The following is a 19,107-nucleotide window of genomic DNA, read 5'->3' on the forward strand; positions in this document are numbered from 1 at the left end:
AATGACAGAAAAAATATCTATGGTTGCCGAGACTAAATGATTATTGAATAAATTTTTCTATTAAGATAAAGCTCATCCTACTTATGAAATGATAACATTAGCATAAGATAGTCAAGAATACTATTCCAAATCAATAAAAATGACTACCATAATTATATTGAAATTAATAACAAGAAAATATCGTGTTTATTTCAGTATTTTAAGTCATTTTTTTGTTTTCAAAAAAGTAGTATTAATGTCATATAATGGCTATTCAATTCCGACTATCAAAACTTAAATATAAAATAATATTTTTTTATATGAACTAAATTGTAGAGATTAGTTTGTTTGAAAAGTATTCTAGTGTAGAAGTAATTTGTTAAGATTAAGTAAAAAAATAAGAATAAATAACAAGCGTCTTTTCTTGAAATTAAAACAACTTTGATTTATTTTTGTATTTTTAATTTAATTATATTGATTGAGAAATATATTAGAATGTCGGTTTATCTAATTCTTGTGGAGAAAGAGTTCCTATAGTATAAAAGTTATAAAATTATCTGGCAAGAATCTTAAAATTTGTTTATTTTAATCCTAAACTTAAATAGACAATAGCCTACAATAAATGGAGATTAATTAGCTAGTTTTCTAAAAAAGACTAGAAATTTTATGACGGTCTTTACAAAAATATTTATATAAACTCTATTATTTGTTAACATAGCGTAATAAATCCAGAGTGTCTTAGACATAGATGTTAACTATCGGTAAGAAGTCTCCTTTATCGAAAAAGCCCTCAGAAACATATTTGTTGATAATATAAAGCAGCTATGTAACTGAGATACAACTGTTTAATGATTTTTTCTTAATGCTCACCTGACCACTTTTTACTATTGTTACTTCTCTTTATATACTAGGTGATGACATGACATAAACTATCATATCTATTTGAATAGGGTTATAATCTCTTCGGAAGAATAATTTAGGATATTCCTAGGAGATTTATCTAGTAAATTTTATCTAATCCACATTTTGTAGGGGACAATAGTTATCAATCTCTATAAAATATTTAGCTAAGTCCTTAGAAAATTAGTATCAAATTTTTTAGACTCCTTTTAAACTTTCTATAAATAGGAAAATGAAAAAATTAAGTCCGATCCAGAGGATTAAAACCCAATTGCCTCAGCGACAAAAGGTAATGTTGGCTTAATTCCTTCTTTGACTTGATTGTTACTATAGTTAATCGCGCAGTCAGGATCTTTAAGTCCATTACCTGTCAATACACAGACTACTGTTGCTTCATTAGGGACTTGATCTTTGATTTTTAATAGTCCTGCCACAGAAGCAGCACTAGCCGGTTCACAAAAAATTCCCTCTTGAAAGGCCAATAAACGATAAGCCTCTAGAATTTCCTGATCAGTGACAGCATTAAACTCTCCAAGACTAGCTTCTTTAACTTTCCAAGCTTTATCCCAATTAGCAGGGTTCCCAATCCGAATAGCTGTTGCTAAAGTTTCAGGAGTTCCAATTGGTTGACCACTAATAAATGGTGCAGACCCTGCAGCTTGAAACCCCATCATTTTTGGTAGGTGATCGCATTTTCCTAAATTATGATATTGACAAAATCCCATCCAATAAGCACTAATGTTGCCTGCATTTCCCACAGGAATACACAACCAATCGGGAGCATTTCCTAAACAATCTACCACCTCAAAAGCCGCTGTTTTTTGCCCTTCTAAACGATATGGGTTAATAGAATTAACCAGGGTCACAGGATAATTTGCAGTTATTTCTTGAACAATACTTAGAGCGTCATCAAAATTACCTTTAATAGCGATTATTTTTGCCCCATAAAGCAATGCCTGTGCCAATTTTCCTAGTGCAACATAGCCATCAGGAATAATGACAAATGCTTGCATATTACCCCGTCTAGCATATGCAGCTGCTGCTGCTGAAGTATTCCCTGTACTAGCGCAGACCACCGCTTTGGCTCCACTTTCAGCAGCCTTGGAAATCGCCATGGTCATCCCCCTATCTTTAAAGCTCCCTGTAGGATTTAAGCCATCATATTTAACCCACACTTTGACTCCACGCCCAATTTGTTGGGAAATACGAGGAACTTGAATTAAAGGAGTATTTCCTTCTAGAAGGGTAATAACTGGAGTCGTTTCACTCACAGGTAGATAGGGGCGATATGTCTCAATTAACCCCGGCCAGGGCTGACAGCTTGTGGGAGGAAGAGTTGGAACTTCCAAAAATTGAGTTTGAGTAGTTTGTGGCGTTGGATAATCAACTTTCATGGATAAGTTAACTTTGAGGGTTAGTTGCCTTTACTAGTTTCTAGAAGAATTACTCCTCACAATTGTATATCGATAAGACTGATTAGAACGTCCTTCTTTTATCCTATCTACGATAAATCTCGATTGATCTAGATAAGTAGTTAGACCCTATTTATACCATTTATTTGGTCAGGGGAGTTAACTAGATTATAGATATGGTAAGCATATCAACTCAGTTCTCTACACTGAGAACGATAAATCAATAATTAAAAACCTCTAATAGTCTAGAGGAAGAGGAGTTGTCAATTCCTACTTCATTAGTTTTTAATTTAAACGGGACTGGAGGGACTTGAACCCCCGACCTCGTGGTTCGTAGCCACGCGCTCTAATCCACTAAGCTACAGTCCCCTATTTCTCTCAACAGTTAAAGACTATAACACAATTTTTATCAATTGCACAAGAGGGTGATATTAAAAGCTATAATTTCTGAGGAGACAAAAGCCGTTGAAACCCAATAGATTAGGATATTTCATGTAATAGTCAATAAAAATTAATCTTAAGGTTTCCAAACGACTAAAATTACTCCACAGATAATAAATCCTAGCCCACAGGCACGATAAATGGGAATTGACTCTTGGAAAAAGAAATACCCAATTAAAACTGAAAAAATATAAATTAACGCCGCAGAAGGACCAGCGATACTCAGTTGGACACGGGTTAATAAGAGAATATAAGCAATTGCCCCTAACCCATAACAAGATAATCCAGCCAATAATTCTGGAGTCATGACAATATTTAGAATATGACTGACCGCATTATCTGTGTTGACTTTGCCTAGCTTAGTTGCTCCTAACTTGAGTAGCAATTGCCCCATGGTACTCGTTAGCACCGAAAATAACAATAAACACAATTCCTTATATGTCACAACGGTGGTTCCATCCGGATTATATAATTTTAAGTCAGTATACAGCATATATATGGTTCTAACGAAACTGAAAAAGTAATCTCTAATAGCTAATAAATCTTAATTAATCATTAATTCGTATTTAAAATGTCTCTATTTAAACTGTTTTATCCCATTGCCGTTATCGCAACGACGCCTCAGGCTATTAAGACTCTACACCCATTATGTCAACAAATTGGGGCAACTCTTCACATTCCAAGTCATCAAACTAGCTTAGATAATGCTCAAGTTTATCAAGGTTCTCTTAAAGACTATCTAGCCTCTATTTGGAGTCAAAACAAAGTATTTATTTTTGGATTGGCAACAGGAGCAGTAGTTCGGTTAATTTCTCATTTACTACAAGACAAATCTAGTGATCCAGCCGTTCTTGTCATTGATTCAACGGGTAATTTTGTAATTAGCTTATGCGGTGGACATCAAGGAAGAGCAGATCACTTAACCCAGTTAATTGCTCATCAGCTTGATATAACTCCTGTTATTACAGGAGCAACTAATAATTTAGATTTACCAGGAATTGATATTTTAGGATTACCTTTTGGCTGGCGCAAAGGAGAGGGAAATTGGACAGCTGTTAGTAGTATTATTTCCCGTGGGGAAACAATACAAGTTATCCAAGAAGTTGGCTCAACTCTATGGCAAAAATATTTACCTTCTAATCATCCATTTTCTTTTGAATTTTCTAAATTCAATGGAGATGTTAAATGCCAAGGACTAATTTTAATTAGTGCCACTAAAACACAATTTTACTCTGACTTACATTTCCCTAAGGTGCAATGGCATCCTCGCATTTTATGGGTTGGAATTGGTTGTGTTAAGGGCACCTCTGAAAGCTTGATTGAGAAGGCAATTTTTGAAGTATTTCAACAGAATAATTTAGCAATTGAAGCTATAGCAGGAATAGCAACAATTGATATAAAATCTAATGAAATTGGATTAGTAGAATATTGTAAAAAAAGACAATTACCTTTAAAGATTTTTTCTGCTAATTTTTTAAAAAAAATAAAAGTTCCTAACCCTTCGATAATTGTTCAACAAGAGGTAGATACTCCCAGTGTTGCTGAAGCATCTGCTATTTCTGCAGCTGATTCTTACCCCAATTCTCTTTTAGTGTCTAAAAAAATTATTAAGTCAAAAGATGAAGGTGCAGTAACGATAGCAGTGGCTCAATCTAGTTTAGAATATACTGGAAGGATAGGAAAATTATATTTAATCGGAACTGGTCCTGGTAGCTTAGCTCAGATTACGCCGGCAGCAAAGACGGCTATCACTCAAGCGGATGTAATTATTGGTTATTCTTTATATTTAGACTTAATTAAACCTTTACGACGTCCTGGACAAGTGGTCGAAGCATCACCAATTACTCGAGAAAAACAACGAGCTATTAGGGCAATAGAATTAGCAAAATGGGGTTTGACAGTAGCGGTAGTATCTTCAGGAGATTCTGGTATTTATGGGATGGCAGGATTAGTACTAGAAGAACTACAAAAAAAGGATTGGGATGGGAAAATACCTCAAGTAGAAGTATTTCCAGGAATTACTGCTGTACAAGCATCAGCATCAAGGGTAGGAGCGCCTTTAATGCACGATTTTTGCGCTATTAGTTTGAGTGATTTATTAACCCCTTGGGAAGTAATTGAAAAACGATTGGTAGCAGCAGCTAAGGAGGACTTTGTAACAGCTATTTATAATCCACAATCACGAACAAGAACTCAGCAAATTATTTACACTCAAGAAGTTTTTTTAAAATACCGCAATCCTAAAACTCCAGTGGCTTTAGTCCGTGCCGCTTACCGTCCAGATGAAAAAATAATTTTAACTTCCCTTAAGGAAATGCTTAACTTTACTATTGACATGCTAACTACAGTTATTATTGGTAATTCTAGTACTCATAGCCATGGAGGTTGGATGATTACACCCAGAGGATATGATTAAAATTTAAAATCAATAATTAACATATACTTTACCATTAAACTTAAAACTAATTAGACTGAAAACAATAATTAAATATGAGATATGAGTGTTTAAAAAACTTAATCAAAAAATAATAATCTAAATCTTATAACAAAGAAATTAGATTTATAGCATTTAGAGTAAGATAAAGTTTCAAGCATCGAGATAATAATTTATTAAAAACTTACTTAAGAATAACTAACCAATTAACTATAAGAATATTAATATTTTTAGTGGTTTACAAATTGTTAACAAAAATTTTATTAAGTACAATATTTAATGCTTAGTTTTTACTAAAATTAAATGTAGATAATAAATTTTTATTTATTAAAATAAGGATCAAAGTAATATATCTAATTCTTTAGATGTACAATCCAAAATTTTTAAAATATCGTCAATTATTGAAGCAGTTTTAGTATATTTAAAAGAAATATTTTTAACAAGCAGTAAACCTCTATTAGGCGACATAAACTATGTATTATTAATATGTTTTTATCATGAAGTTTCCAAAAAATTTCTATTCCTTTTTGTAGGAATTAATATTTTTCACAAAATATACTTTCGATAATATCAATTATATAATCTAGAGTTAAATATTGCCAAATATTATTATATGAATTTATATTATAACAATATTTTTATGAATATATATATTTAGATAAACGCCATTGATTCCAGAAAATTATTCTTTAATTTGAAAATAAAAAATTATTGATTTATCCTTAACAACAAATAATATAGAGGTAACAATAATCTTAACTTTTAATCTATTTGATTTTTGACTTGTATTTTTTGTGATTTATTGTATAAACAATCTTAGCAAATCATTTTTATAAATAAACTGTGATTTAATTATTTTATTTGAATTTATTTAGTTATTACATTCTAAAAAATTAGAAGACATTAATTGATAGCTTCTATTTATATTAGAAATTAATTAAAAATAATACTACTTTCCATTATTTTTTAAGTATCTCTTGTCTATTTTTGTTTTACATACTTTTTCTATGAGAAGATATCTACCTACTACTCTTTGAGTATCAAAAGTATTTTTTATATTCCTTTCATGAATTGTCTACAAAAATAAGATTATCATGTCTTATTCATAAGAAGATGAATTACTCGTATTCTAATACGGCTAAAATAAGGAATAAATCAATTAAATCTTTGAAACATAAAGTAGCTCATGAATTATATTTTTGATCTTTTAATATTAAAATAGTTTTGCTTTTTTTATACTTATTAGGTAGTAATGATTATCTTTATTGCTAAGTAAATATACTTTTATAGTAAAAACTGTATGATTTATATCTCTATTTATATTTATTTAATTTTTATGTTTGGCAATATCTAATTTAAGAAAACTATATTTTTCATTTATAAGTTATTTTTTACGAAAAGTATCAATTAATTAATTGTGTTAATGATATACATCATAAATTTATATTACAAAAAAAGTTTATATTAATATAATAGTTGTTAGTGTTTAATATATGGATATATGAATATATATTATAAATACGGAGTCGTAGTCATTTGTTAAAAAAAATTTTCTAATATTTGATATCTATTTTATTTAGTTAATAACATAAGTGGGATAATGATGTACTAGTTTTGTAATAACTATTCTAAAGTATTCATAATATTTTTATTTCAAATTATTATAAATATACAACTTAATTTATAAGTCAATTGTAACAGTTGATAGTTATAATATATAAGTTAATTAATATTTCTAATCTATATATTCACTATTGCTGTGTTCTCTTCTTTATCCTTAAGAGTATAAAAAAATATTAAGTATGTAAATAAAAAACATAATAGTTAGTTTTTTTTACGTAAAATAGTAGTCTAGAATAAGCTATAAATTCTTTTACTATAAAACCTATGGTTTCGAATTCAATCAAAGCCTCATCTTTAGTAGAAATTGCCCGAAAAACCCGTGAAGCTGCACGCCAGTTAGGAGCATTATCTATAGATGAACGTAATAGTGCCATTGAAGCTATTGTGCAAACTTTAGAAGATGGAATCTCTGATATTATCAGATCAAACAAAGCTGACTGTGAAATTGCCAAGAATAGAGGAATCTCTAAACCTTTATATAATCGTTTAAAACTTAGTGAAACTAAACTAAGAACTACAATTCAGGGAGTTAGAAATATTAAAATGATGCCAGATCCTTTAGGGGTCACTCAAATACATAGAGAATTAGATGATGGTTTAATTTTAAAGAGAAAAACTTGTCCTTTGGGGGTATTAGGTGTTATTTTTGAAGCTCGACCTGAAGTCTTAATTCAAATCATCAGCTTAGCTATAAAATCTGGTAATGGAGTAATTCTTAAAGGTGGAATAGAAGCGATTAAGTCTTGTCAAACTATGTTTGCGTTAATACAAAAAGCACTCTTAAAGACTAGTGTTGATCATAATAGTGTTAAGTTACTAACTACCCGCGAAGAAATTCGAGAATTATTAACTTTAGAAAACGATGTTGATTTGATTATTCCTAGAGGATCTAATGATTTTGTTCGTTACGTTCAACATAATACTAATATTCCTGTATTAGGCCATGCTGATGGAATTTGCCATCTTTATGTCGACAAACAAGCCGATTTAAATAAAGCAGTTGCCATAACAGTAGATTCTAAAACTCAATATCCTGCAGCTTGTAATGCGATTGAAACTCTATTAGTTCATCATGATATTGCACCTCAATTCTTACCTAAGATAGCTCAAGTTTTAAAAAAGAATAATGTTGAGTTAAGAGGAGATAAAACATGTCAAAAATTAATCAATATAACACCTGCAACAGAAGAAGATTGGAAAACAGAATATAGCGATCTTATCCTCTCAATTAAAATTGAGACTTCTTTAGAAGATGCAATTGCGCATATTAATACTTATGGATCAAAACATACTGACGCAATTATTACGGAAAATAAAATTTCTGCTGCAAAATTTTTAAATCAAGTAGATGCAGCCGGAGTATTCCATAATTGTTCGACTCGCTTTTCTGATGGATTTCGTTACGGTTTTGGAGCTGAAGTTGGCATTAGTACTCAAAAAATACCTCCTAGGGGACCAGTAGGGTTGGAGGGACTAATCACCTATAAATATCAGGTAGCCGGAGATGCCCACATTGTAGCAACTTATTCAGGTGATAATGCTAAGTCTTTTCAATATCGAGATATATAAGAGACTTTATACAAAAAATATTAAGTCTGTAGAGTGGACAAATACGATAGTTATCTTAATGGGTGAGATATCATTTTATAAAAGTAAAAATTAATTTTATAAAATGATATCTCACCCATTAAGATTAATTATTATTTACTTAAATATATAAGTATTAAATACTATTTAGTTTATCGATTATTGTTTGATTACTAATTATGATAATAATTTTAAATTTTTAAAAAGTATTTATAGCTGTCACTATCATTGACACACTAATGATATTAAGAATATAGGTCATTTTTTTTACTGTTAATACAGTATTTTCTCAGATGGAAGCAGATTTTGTTAAAAGATTTAAATTAAAATATAAATTTTATGGTATACATTTTTATTTATTTTATTAGTATCTTGAATGTTAGCCAAAAATATACTTGAATATGTTTACTATTAGTTAAATTTACATATTAATAACTAATACTCAATGTTAATAATATACTCTAACTGTAGCTAATAGTGTAATTAGATACAGTGTATTATACTACTAGCTACAGTTAAGTTAACATTCTATTATCAATACTAATTGTATATAATTCAATTAAAAACGTATTAGAATAGAACGGCGATATATAATTTTTTACAAATTATGGCAGGTCATAGTAAGTGGGCAAATATCAAACGCCAAAAAGAAAGAGTTGATGCAAGAAAAGGTAAAACTTTTACTCAATTATCTCGTGCTATTATTGTCGCGACAAAACATGGGCTTCCTGAGCCAGCAGCTAATTTTCAACTTCGGACTGCAATTGAAAAAGCTAAAGCTGCCGGAATTCCCAATGAAAATATAGAGCGAGCGATTGCTAAAGGGGCGGGAGTTTACGAGAATAACGATACTATATATGAAGAAATCCGTTATGAAGGTTACGGCTCAGGAGGCGTAGCTATCCTCATTGAAGCCCTGACTGACAACCGCAACCGTACGGCTGCTGATCTAAGGAAAACTTTTAGTAAAAATGATGGTAATTTAGGAGAAATGGGTTGTGTTAGTTGGATGTTCGACCAAAAAGGAGTTGTTATTCTTAAAGGAGAAGTTAATGAAGATTCTCTTCTTGAAGCTTCTGTCGAGGGAGGAGCAGATACTTATCAATTATTTGAAGAAGAAATGAGGGCTGAAATTTTGAGTGAAGTTACTAATTTAGATATCCTTACTCAAACTTTAAAAGAGAAAAAAATTAATTTTTTTGATGTAGAGTTACGATGGATTCCAAAAAACATTATAGAAGTTAATGATCAAGATCAATGTAAATTACTTTTAAAATTAATTGATGCATTAGAAATACTTGAAGATGTACAAAATGTAACTACAAATTTTAAAATAGCTGAAGAATCAACTAAAAATAATGCTGATTAAATAAGCTTATAGATTTAATCAAATAATAACATAGTTCTCTTATGAAAAGTCGAGTATTTTAAACTGAGTTGATGGATAGATCCCTTTCTATAATAATTTTACGGTTAAGCACCTAGTAAAGTCATTAAATTTTTTTTCAAAAAATAACTGATTTTTAGCAAAAATGATCAAGAGTAATTTATTTAAATGACATAATAATAGACATTAAAGTTATTAGCTATTAGATAAGTAATATTGAGTTATTAAATAAATAGAACATTAAAACTTATATATTTTGTTTTCTGTTCGGATGTCTATTGTAAAGATGTAAATTTCTTTTTGAGTCATATCTCCAAAAATTGCTTAAACATTTAGGGACTAAAGGTAATTATTTTAATCACTCAATAGTAAATTTATATTTTTTTTACAAGGACTATTTAGCATGATTTGATATTATTGGTAACTAACTTTTATGATCTATATTTTGCAAAGTTAATTTCAAGATAAAGATATGTTAGCTTTAGGGATATATATCAAAGTTTTTTGCATAAGGTATCTCATGAGATAATAAAAACTCTATTTTGTTTAAAAACTGTCTATTCCTGATTACATTTATCTGAGTAATTAGAAGTCAACATACATTTAATTACAGAAAATTTACTTCAAAAATGACAATTAAGGCATTTATTACAGGAGGAACCGGGTTTGTTGGCACAAACTTAGTTCGGTTGTTATTACAACAAGGTCATCAAGTACGAGTATTAGTGCGTCCCAAAAGTTGTTTAGATAATCTTAAAGGATTAGATATTGAACAAGTGGAAGGAAATATAAATGATCCTGACTTAGCTGCTAAAATACGAGGAACTCACATACTTTTTCATGTTGCAGCTCATTATTCTCTCTATCAACAGGATCGCCAGCAACTGTATCAAAGTAACGTTTTAGGCACTCGTTCAGTACTAGCAGCAGCCCGTCAAGCTAAAATTGAACGCACGGTCTATACAAGCTCTGTCGCAGCCATTGGTGTAGGAGAGTTCGGTAAAACAATTGATGAAACTCATCAAAGTCCAGTAGAAAAATTAGTTGGTCATTACAAAAAATCAAAATATTGGGCTGAACAAGAAGCTTACAAAGCCATCCAAAAAGGCCAAGATATAGTAATTGTCAACCCAAGTACCCCAATCGGTCCGTGGGACATTAAACCTACCCCCACAGGAAAAATTATATTGAGATTTTTGCGCCGCCAAATGCCCGCCTATATAGAAACTGGGTTGAACTTAATTGACGTGAGAGATGTGGCCTGGGGCCACTTATTAGCCTTAGAAAAAGGGAAATCGGGGGAGCGCTATCTCTTGGGAAATAAAAATGTAAGCCTTAAAGTTCTATTAGAAGAATTAGCCACTATTACTCGATTAAATGGTCCTCGGCAAACTGTTCCTCTTTGGCTGCCTCTGATTGTTGCTTGGGCTGAAGAATCTTTGTTAGTCCCCTTAGGCAGATCTCCATCCCTATCCCTAGATGAGGTACGTATGTCACGGACCCCAATGTATTACGATGGAACCAAAGCAGTCAAGGAGTTAGGACTACCTCAATCATCAATTAAACAGGCCTTACAAGATGCTGTGACTTGGTTTGTTAATCATGGATATTCTTAGCAGTTCAACCGTCATTGATTCTAACTATAATGTCAATTATTGTAAAAAATCTTGGTAAAACGTATTCTATTCCCGTAAAAAAATCTGGGATTAAAGGAACATTATCTCATTTTTTTAATCGGAATTACCGACAAGTGGAAGCTGTAAAAAATATCTCATTTATCATTGAACCAGGGGAAATAGTTGGGTTTCTTGGAGCTAATGGGGCAGGTAAAACTACCACTCTAAAAATGCTCTCTGGACTAATTTATCCCTCAGAAGGAGAGGTAAGAATTGCGGGGTATACCCCTTTTCGTCGTCAACCTCAGTTTCTACAGAAAACCAGTTTGGTGATGGGACAAAAACAGCAACTATTATGGGATTTACCTACACTAGATTCGTTAAGAATTAATGGAGCAGTCTATAAAATTCCAGACAAAATATTCAAACAACGACTACAAGAATTGTCTCAAATGTTATCAATTGAGGACAAATTAACTCAACCTGTTCGTAAATTGTCTTTAGGGGAACGGATGAAAGCTGAATTATTGGCAGCTCTTTTACATAATCCCCAAGTATTATTTTTAGATGAACCTACTTTAGGATTAGATATTAATGCTCAAGTTGCAGTTAGAAAATTTTTACAAGATTATAATCAACGCTATCAATCAACAATTCTATTAACCAGTCATTATATGGCTGATATTACAGCTTTATGCAAACGAGTTTTATTGATTCATCAAGGACAATTAATCTACGATGGAGATTTGGAAAAAATATTTGCAAAATTTTCTCCTTATCGACAAGTAAATGTGGAGTTGGCTAACTCCATTTCTGCTGATAGATTAGCTAATTATGGAAATGTTGAAACTATTGATGGACAAGCTGTTCGGTTTTTAGTGAAACAAGAAAATTTAATCGCTATGATAAATTGTATTTTAGATCAATTAGAAGTTATTGACCTTAATATAACTGACCCTTCCATAGAAGAAATTATTGGTCATATTTTTAAAACCAATAGTATTTAACCGTAAATATAGTTTTTACTTCTTGGCTATTAATTTAAATTTATCTAGATAAATATCTATAAATAAGTCAAATTAAATTGCTAGTTTTTTATAAAAAGTTTTTAGAAAAATTGACTAGCAATAACGAATTACATTTTAAGCTTCTTGTTTCATTTTATCAATAACTTTAGAAAAGTTGTTTAGTCAAGACTAAAAACATTATTTACTTAAAAAGTAAATAGGGTAGATTATAAAATCTAATCTAGTGATTTATAAAAGAACTACTTCTTGTACTTTCATAACATTATTATATACAATAATACTTTTCTGTAGTTTTATATTTTAGTTTCTCTCTGTTCATTTTTAATAAAAAGCTATAATTTGATGCTTTTATATTGACTATATTTAGGTTGATAAACTAATAAATTATTATTAGCAGTTAAAATTAGAATTTTTATTTGTATGTATTTAGACAATCTATATTGTTTTTTCTGGATTTTCTTATTCTACAGTAAAAAACTTTTTAGATTTTACTACTTTTTTAAAAGTAATCTAAATATAATACTTCTTAACTATCTCAAATGAGCTGATTGTACTAGCAATAATACTCCAGCACCCAGTCCTAAAAGGTTGGGAGTCCAAGCTGCTAGAAACGGTGTAAAAACCCCCCAAATCCCTAAAGAACTAGTGACGAAGGAAAGAATATAATAGCCAAAAATTAATCCAACACAAATTCCAAAACTGGTAGCTCTATTCGTATTTTGTGGTCTAACCCCTATCGCTGCTCCCACTAGCCCAAAAACTAAACAAACAAAAGGAAGAGCGTACTTTTCTTGGATACGAACTTGTACTTTACGAACTCGTTTCTCATTCCCACTAAGTTTCATAACTTTTAAATATTTTTTAGTTTCGCGAATACTCATTTCTGTAAAGTTTTGACGACGATTTGCTAAATCTAAAGGAGCGCGTGGTAGAGCTAATTGCTGATGTTGAAACCGGACAATATTACGATAGGAACCATCAGGGGCAATTAAATAAATTGTTCCGTTGAAAAAATCCCAGGTATTAGTCAAAATATTCCACGTTGCAGACTGAGATGTGACGATTTGATTTACCCCCTCTTGAGTACGATCAAGGATCGTCAATCCCCGCATTTGTTTTCCATTAAATTCCTCCGCATAGAATAGACGGCTTAAAATTGTTGTTTCATTTCCATCTTCCTTTTGAATAGTGCGGTATTCCGGATAAACAATATTTCTTTCTGTAAAATTAGGGCGTTCTTGGTTAACAGCCTTTTCTAGGATGACAGCCGCTTCGTGAGTAGCTGCTGGGGCAATCCAGTCATTCACTATAAAAGCACAACCTGTCACTATTAAACTAAATAACACTGAAGGAATTACTAAGCGGTAAACACTAATTCCTAAACTTCTCATTGCAATCAGTTCACTATCGCTAGATAGACGACTATAAGCCATCAAAGCTGCTAACAACATGGCCATTGGAAATGCTAAAACAATGAATCCAGGCATTTTCAATGCCAGAATCTTTAGAGCTACAGTAAGTAATAAACCCGATTCTGTGACACGGCGTACTAGATCAAATAAAGTTCCAATCGCAATACCTAATGAGGTAAAAATCCCCATACCAAAGAGAAAAGGTAATAAAATCTCAATAAAAAGATAGCGATCCATAATGGACAAGCTAGGAAGTTCTAAATTAACCTTTTTTAATTTAAATTGCCCCATATCCATGGTGATTTTAAGTTATTTTCGTTAAAATTGGAAGTTTTCCCCCAGATAGTACTGACGTACTAAGTTGTTGGTATAAAGTTCTTCAGCACTACCAGAAGCTAGAATCTGACCGTCACGCATGATATAAGCACGATTAGTGATAGCAAGAGTTTCTCGGACATTATGGTCGGTAATCAAAATCCCCATATTGCGATCACGTAATTGGGCGATTAAAGTTTGGATTTCCGACACCGCAATTGGATCAACCCCAGCAAAAGGTTCATCTAATAACAGAAATTCGGGACCATTGAGTCCTACAGCTAAAGCTCTAGCAAGTTCTGTGCGCCGGCGTTCTCCCCCAGAGACTTGAGATCCTTGAGTATCGGCAATCTTTTCTAGACGAAATTCCTCCATAAGTTGATGGAGACGGTCCGCTCGTTGGCGAAAGGGAACTTCAGTTTGTTCTAGAGCCAAGTGAATGTTTTCACGAACACTCAGGTGTCGGAAAATACTAGCCTGTTGTGTCATGTAACCAATTCCTAACCGTGCTCTTCTATTAAGAGGCAAAGTAGTTACGTCTTGTTGATGAAGCCATATTCTACCCGTATTGGGTCTAATTAATCCTGTCGCAATGTAAAAAGTAGTAGTCTTACCGGCTCCATTAGGACCGAGAAGTCCCACAATTTCCCCAGGAGCTACTTGTAGGTTGACTCGATTAACGACAAAACGTTTTCCGTAGGATTTATGAATGTTATCTAGAACAAGTGTCATTATGTCAAATTCAGAAGTCGCTAATTTATAAATCTCAAAAAGACACCCTATCAAAAATCGTAACTCTTCAATTACTAATTAGGGATTGAAGAGAGAAGGTAAAGGGGCTGAATTTAAAGGAGAAGTAGGGGCTACAGATGCAGGAGGACTTTCTTGGTTTTCAGTTACAAGATAAATAGATTCGACTTGCTCACTAGACTCTGGTGTAGCAATAAATCTTCCCTCATCAATTAGATAGGTCATGATTTCTGCTCGCATACTATTACCCTCTTGTAGGACATAAACGTTACCCGTTAAAACCAGACGACGTTCTCGACTGAAATATTGTGCTTGGGCGGCAGTGCCTTGAATTTGGCGGGCAGGATAAAAAATTTGCACATTACCTCTAGCGGTAACAACACCTGTTTCTGAGTTAGCTTCTTGAATATCCGCACGAACGGTTAAGGGACTGTCGGAGGGTGAGGTTTGGGCAATCGCGTTCAGAGATGTCCCCTTAAGAGTCAAGACTCCTATTATTAGGACGAGAACACTCTCTAGAACTTTTAAGTAATATTTGGGCGCTAATACCGGAACGGATAACATTGCTCTTCTAGTCTAGTCAAGATTATTGATTCGATTATAGAGATAAAAATAACGAGTTGGTCTGAAAGTTGAAAAAACATTAGGCTAGCTTAAATCATTAAATATCCTGTAGCGTCCTATTTTATTGAAATATCTTTACTTTTGGTACCCCTTTTAGAATAAAAATGTCCACAGTGCTTACTATTTTGCATTAGAAATAAATATTTAAACAAATAAAGTTTGTTATTAATTAAATATATTAAAATTAATAACAAACTTTATTTGAAGTATTTTTAACATTTTATCGTATTTTTTAATCAAATTACAGGTTATGCTTAGGCAGCTACACAAGGCAATTGAATTGTTTTTATTAAAGTTCAAATTATATCAAGTGTAATTCATATTTTTAATATTAAATAATTTATTATACTTTATTGTTATAAATCTTAACTAAGTAAAAAACCTTTCGTACTCACTCAATAGATATACAACATAGACAATAACTATACTTATAATACTTTATCAACAATTAAATTAGTTATCTTCTGATAAAAACGCTATTCCAATATTTAATATAATGTCATTTTTAGCATTTAATATTCAGTTATAGTGTTGTTAATATTGCCTGTACCTTTATTAACCAATAAATACTTAATAAAAACTATAAATATTTTTTCCCTTCCTTTTCTACTAAATAGTGTTGAACAATTTTTAAGATACGATCACTTGCTTTTCCATCGCCGAAAGGATTGATTGCGTTAGCCATTTTTTCATAAGTATTTTTATTGCTCAACAATTCACCAGTTTCTTTTAAAATATTTTGAGAATTAGTTCCCACTAATTTAGCGGTTCCTGCCTCAATAGCTTCAGGACGTTCAGTAGTATCTCTTAATACTAAAACTGGCTTGCCCAAACTAGGGGCTTCTTCTTGTAATCCACCTGAATCCGTCAATAACAAGTAACAATTTTGAATTGCAATAACTAATTCTCTATAACTTAAAGGTTCAGTAAGGAAAACTCTTGGATGATTCTTTAATACTTTTTGAATTGGTTCCCTAACTATTGGATTACGATGCATTGGTAATAATAAAATTGTATCAGGATACTTGTCCAAAATAAGACGAAAACTAGTGAGGATATCTTGCAGAGGTTGACCCCAATTTTCACGTCGGTGCACTGTTGCAAGTAACAGTCGACGATTGTTTATATCCAAGCCTTTAATGTCAAAGGCTTGCTGTTTCTTGGCCACTGTTAGCAAGGCATCAATTACTGTATTGCCTGTGAGATGGATTTCGCCTGTGACTCCTGAACGCTTAAGATTTTCTACAGCCAACTGAGTAGGAGCAAAATGTAATTGAGCAAGTTGAGAAACCAGACGACGGTTGGCTTCTTCAGGAAAAGGGTTATAAATGTTATCAGTACGTAATCCCGCTTCAACATGGCCAATGGGGATTTGTTGATAAAATGCTGCTAGGGCGGCTGCAAAAGTAGTGGTCGTATCTCCCTGAACTATAATTAATTGTGGTTGGATTTTGTTAAAAATAGCTTCTAAACCTTGCAAACTACGATAGGTAATATCAGTAAGGGTTTGATGGGGCTGCATAATTTTAAGATTGTGATCGCCCTCCAATTCAAATTCAAACAATTTCATTACCTGTTCTACCATTTCCCTATGTTGTCCAGTTAGTACAACATGGGTCTCAAAGACCGACAATTGACGAAATTTTTTGATTACGGGAGCAAGTTTAATTGCTTCAGGACGAGTTCCTAGGGTAATACAGATGGAGTAAGGCACCGAAGTTATTATTCTATAATGTTGGCTTATTGATTTTATAATATTAGAGGTCGGTAATGAAGTCGCCTCTACTTTCACAAGTTGTTCTCAAATAATACCTTAGCATTATAAAGATTTTTGCATGTATAAATGAAAGCAAATAAACGAAAAAATAAAATTATACTCTATATATATTTTAGTTAGGATTATGGGGCTAAACAATAAGACTAATTCAATTGTCCCTTAAACCAGCAGGGACTGTTTAAGTTCGTTATCGTTTTGTGAATTATATGTTAAGATCTTTTGAAGCAATAAAAAGTATAAAATAATTGCTACAACCAATAAACAATGTCACTCCAAAGGATATGTAAGGTATTAGTACTTACTTGAATTTAAAAAGTTATTAGATATAATTGTTACTAATGTAGAAAATATAATAAAAGTCAAAGTCAAGGCACGAATATTATATGTACTTAGTATATATATTTCAAATGAACTTTTTAATCAATTTTACTTTTAAAATACAGACAAATAAAGAAGCTTTTTATAACTATAAAATAGTATAGAAATACTGACATAGTACCGCTGAGAGCTTATGTAAGCATAGATAATTTACTAGTGTATAGAACAAAGAACACTTGATTATTAACATAATCTATATGGAGTAATTCCTTATTTCCATTCATCTATTCCCTTGACTTCAATTCCATTAGATATCAGTCGGAAATCAAAAAATATTTTATAAGTCTAAAAATTATTGAACTATAGAGATAGAGGTTGAAACCAAGTTATCAATCTAGTAACAATCGATCAAGACACAAATCGACTGTCAGTCAAGTCTAATGGACTTAGTGATCTCATAGACAACTTGATTCGATACAATAATAGGGAAAGAAAGGTTTAGGAATCCCTCGGCAAGTTGAGGGAAAAAGTAGTAATTAAACTCAACTAACGTGGAACTTAAACAGGTAATTATTGCTCATAAAGCTGAAGATGCTCAAAGTAGATCATGGGCTCAAATCTGCGCTCGACAACTCGAAGCTCGTAACTGTAAGGTCTTAATGGGACCTAGTGGTATTAAGGACAATCCCTATCCCGTGTTTTTATCCTCTGTCACCGAAAAGATTGATCTAGCTATTATTTTGGGAGGAGATGGAACCATACTAGCTGCAGCACGACAATTAGCACCAGAAAATATCCCTATCTTGGCAGTGAATGTGGGGGGACATTTAGGGTTTCTCACCGAACCTTTTGAGTTATTTCAGGATATAGAAAATGTTTGGGCTCGTTTGTTAGGTGACCGCTATGCGGTACAACAACGGATGATGTTAGAAGCTCGTCTATTTGAAGGAAATAAGACAAACCCAATCCCCAGTAGTGAACAGTTTTATTGTCTAAATGAAATGTGTGTCAAACCTGCTAGCATTGATCGGATGCCCACGGCAGTTTTAGAAATGGAACTTGATGGAGAAGTAGTGGACCAATATCAGGGAGATGGATTATTGGTTGCAACTCCTACTGGATCAACCTGTTATACTGCTTCAGCCAATGGACCTATTGTTCATCCGGGCATGGATGCGATCGCTGTTACTCCCATTTGCCCCTTGAGTTTAGCTAGTCGTCCCATTATTATTCCTCCTCGGTCAGTAGTAGATATTTGGTCTTTGGGAGATTTTGAATTAAATACTAAATTATGGACAGATGGGGCTCTAGCGACGTCTATTTGGCCAGGACAATGGGTAAGAGTTCATATGGCTGAATGTGTTGCTAAATTTATTATTCTTCAAAAGAATTATTCTTTTTATCAGACTTTACGGGAAAAATTACAATGGGCTGGAACCAGAATTCATTATGACAACAATCGTAGAGGATAAGATATAGATAACGTCATCGTTTAATAATAAAC

Annotated in this window: 12 protein-coding genes and 1 tRNA gene; 6 read left to right on the forward strand and 7 right to left on the reverse strand. The window is 32.2% G+C overall.

What is annotated here, in order from left to right; translation table 11 throughout:
• Positions 1–1,139: 1,139 nt before the first annotated feature.
• The 3 genes from thrC to OXU93_RS06215 form a co-directional block, all read right to left on the reverse strand.
• The gene (gene thrC / locus OXU93_RS06205) at positions 1,140–2,273 is read right to left on the reverse strand and encodes a threonine synthase (protein ID WP_267383298.1); all 1,134 of its coding nucleotides are present in this window, start codon (positions 2,271–2,273) and stop codon (positions 1,140–1,142) included.
• A 313-nt stretch (positions 2,274–2,586) separates the two neighbouring features.
• Positions 2,587–2,660, reverse strand: a tRNA-Arg gene (locus OXU93_RS06210).
• Between the two features lie 148 nt (positions 2,661–2,808).
• Positions 2,809–3,177 carry an EamA family transporter gene (locus tag OXU93_RS06215; RefSeq protein ID WP_267384830.1) on the reverse strand — a complete coding sequence of 123 codons (369 nt, stop codon included), beginning with the start codon at positions 3,175–3,177 and terminating at the stop codon, positions 2,809–2,811.
• Between the two features lie 126 nt (positions 3,178–3,303).
• Between OXU93_RS06215 and cobJ the strand changes: the two genes are divergently transcribed.
• The 5 genes from cobJ to OXU93_RS06240 all read left to right on the forward strand — a co-directional run bounded on the left by cobJ (position 3,304) and on the right by OXU93_RS06240 (position 12,386).
• Positions 3,304–5,148: a precorrin-3B C(17)-methyltransferase gene (gene cobJ, locus OXU93_RS06220; RefSeq protein WP_267383299.1), complete on the forward strand. Its 1,845-nt coding sequence runs from the start codon at positions 3,304–3,306 to the stop codon at positions 5,146–5,148.
• 1,905 nt (positions 5,149–7,053) lie between these two features.
• Positions 7,054–8,358, forward strand: coding sequence for a glutamate-5-semialdehyde dehydrogenase (proA, locus tag OXU93_RS06225; RefSeq protein ID WP_267383303.1), 1,305 nt, complete (start codon positions 7,054–7,056; stop codon positions 8,356–8,358).
• Positions 8,359–8,983: 625 nt separating this feature from the next.
• Positions 8,984–9,745, forward strand: a complete 762-nt coding sequence (locus OXU93_RS06230; protein WP_267383304.1) for a YebC/PmpR family DNA-binding transcriptional regulator — start codon at positions 8,984–8,986, stop codon at positions 9,743–9,745.
• Between the two features lie 647 nt (positions 9,746–10,392).
• Positions 10,393–11,379, forward strand: coding sequence for a hopanoid-associated sugar epimerase (gene hpnA / locus OXU93_RS06235; protein WP_267383307.1), 987 nt, complete (start codon positions 10,393–10,395; stop codon positions 11,377–11,379).
• Positions 11,380–11,408: 29 nt separating this feature from the next.
• Positions 11,409–12,386, forward strand: a complete 978-nt coding sequence (locus OXU93_RS06240; RefSeq protein ID WP_267383308.1) for an ABC transporter ATP-binding protein — start codon at positions 11,409–11,411, stop codon at positions 12,384–12,386.
• Between the two features lie 551 nt (positions 12,387–12,937).
• Here OXU93_RS06240 and OXU93_RS06245 read toward each other — a convergent pair.
• From OXU93_RS06245 to wecB, 4 genes are all read right to left on the reverse strand, one after another.
• Positions 12,938–14,116, reverse strand: a complete 1,179-nt coding sequence (locus tag OXU93_RS06245; protein WP_267383310.1) for an LptF/LptG family permease — start codon at positions 14,114–14,116, stop codon at positions 12,938–12,940.
• Positions 14,117–14,137: 21 nt separating this feature from the next.
• On the reverse strand, positions 14,138–14,866 hold the full coding sequence (lptB, locus tag OXU93_RS06250) for an LPS export ABC transporter ATP-binding protein (protein ID WP_267383312.1): 729 nt from the start codon (positions 14,864–14,866) through the stop codon (positions 14,138–14,140).
• A gap of 78 nt (positions 14,867–14,944) precedes the next feature.
• Positions 14,945–15,448 carry an LptA/OstA family protein gene (locus tag OXU93_RS06255; protein WP_267383314.1) on the reverse strand — a complete coding sequence of 168 codons (504 nt, stop codon included), beginning with the start codon at positions 15,446–15,448 and terminating at the stop codon, positions 14,945–14,947.
• Between the two features lie 640 nt (positions 15,449–16,088).
• Positions 16,089–17,231, reverse strand: coding sequence for a non-hydrolyzing UDP-N-acetylglucosamine 2-epimerase (gene wecB / locus OXU93_RS06260; protein ID WP_267384831.1), 1,143 nt, complete (start codon positions 17,229–17,231; stop codon positions 16,089–16,091).
• Between the two features lie 923 nt (positions 17,232–18,154).
• Here wecB and OXU93_RS06265 point away from each other — a divergent pair.
• The gene (locus tag OXU93_RS06265; RefSeq protein WP_267383316.1) at positions 18,155–19,075 is read left to right on the forward strand and encodes an NAD(+) kinase; all 921 of its coding nucleotides are present in this window, start codon (positions 18,155–18,157) and stop codon (positions 19,073–19,075) included.
• Positions 19,076–19,107: the final 32 nt, after the last annotated feature.

Source organism: Cyanobacterium sp. uoEpiScrs1 (genome assembly GCF_947331815.1).
Classification (GTDB): domain Bacteria; phylum Cyanobacteriota; class Cyanobacteriia; order Cyanobacteriales; family Microcystaceae; genus Rippkaea.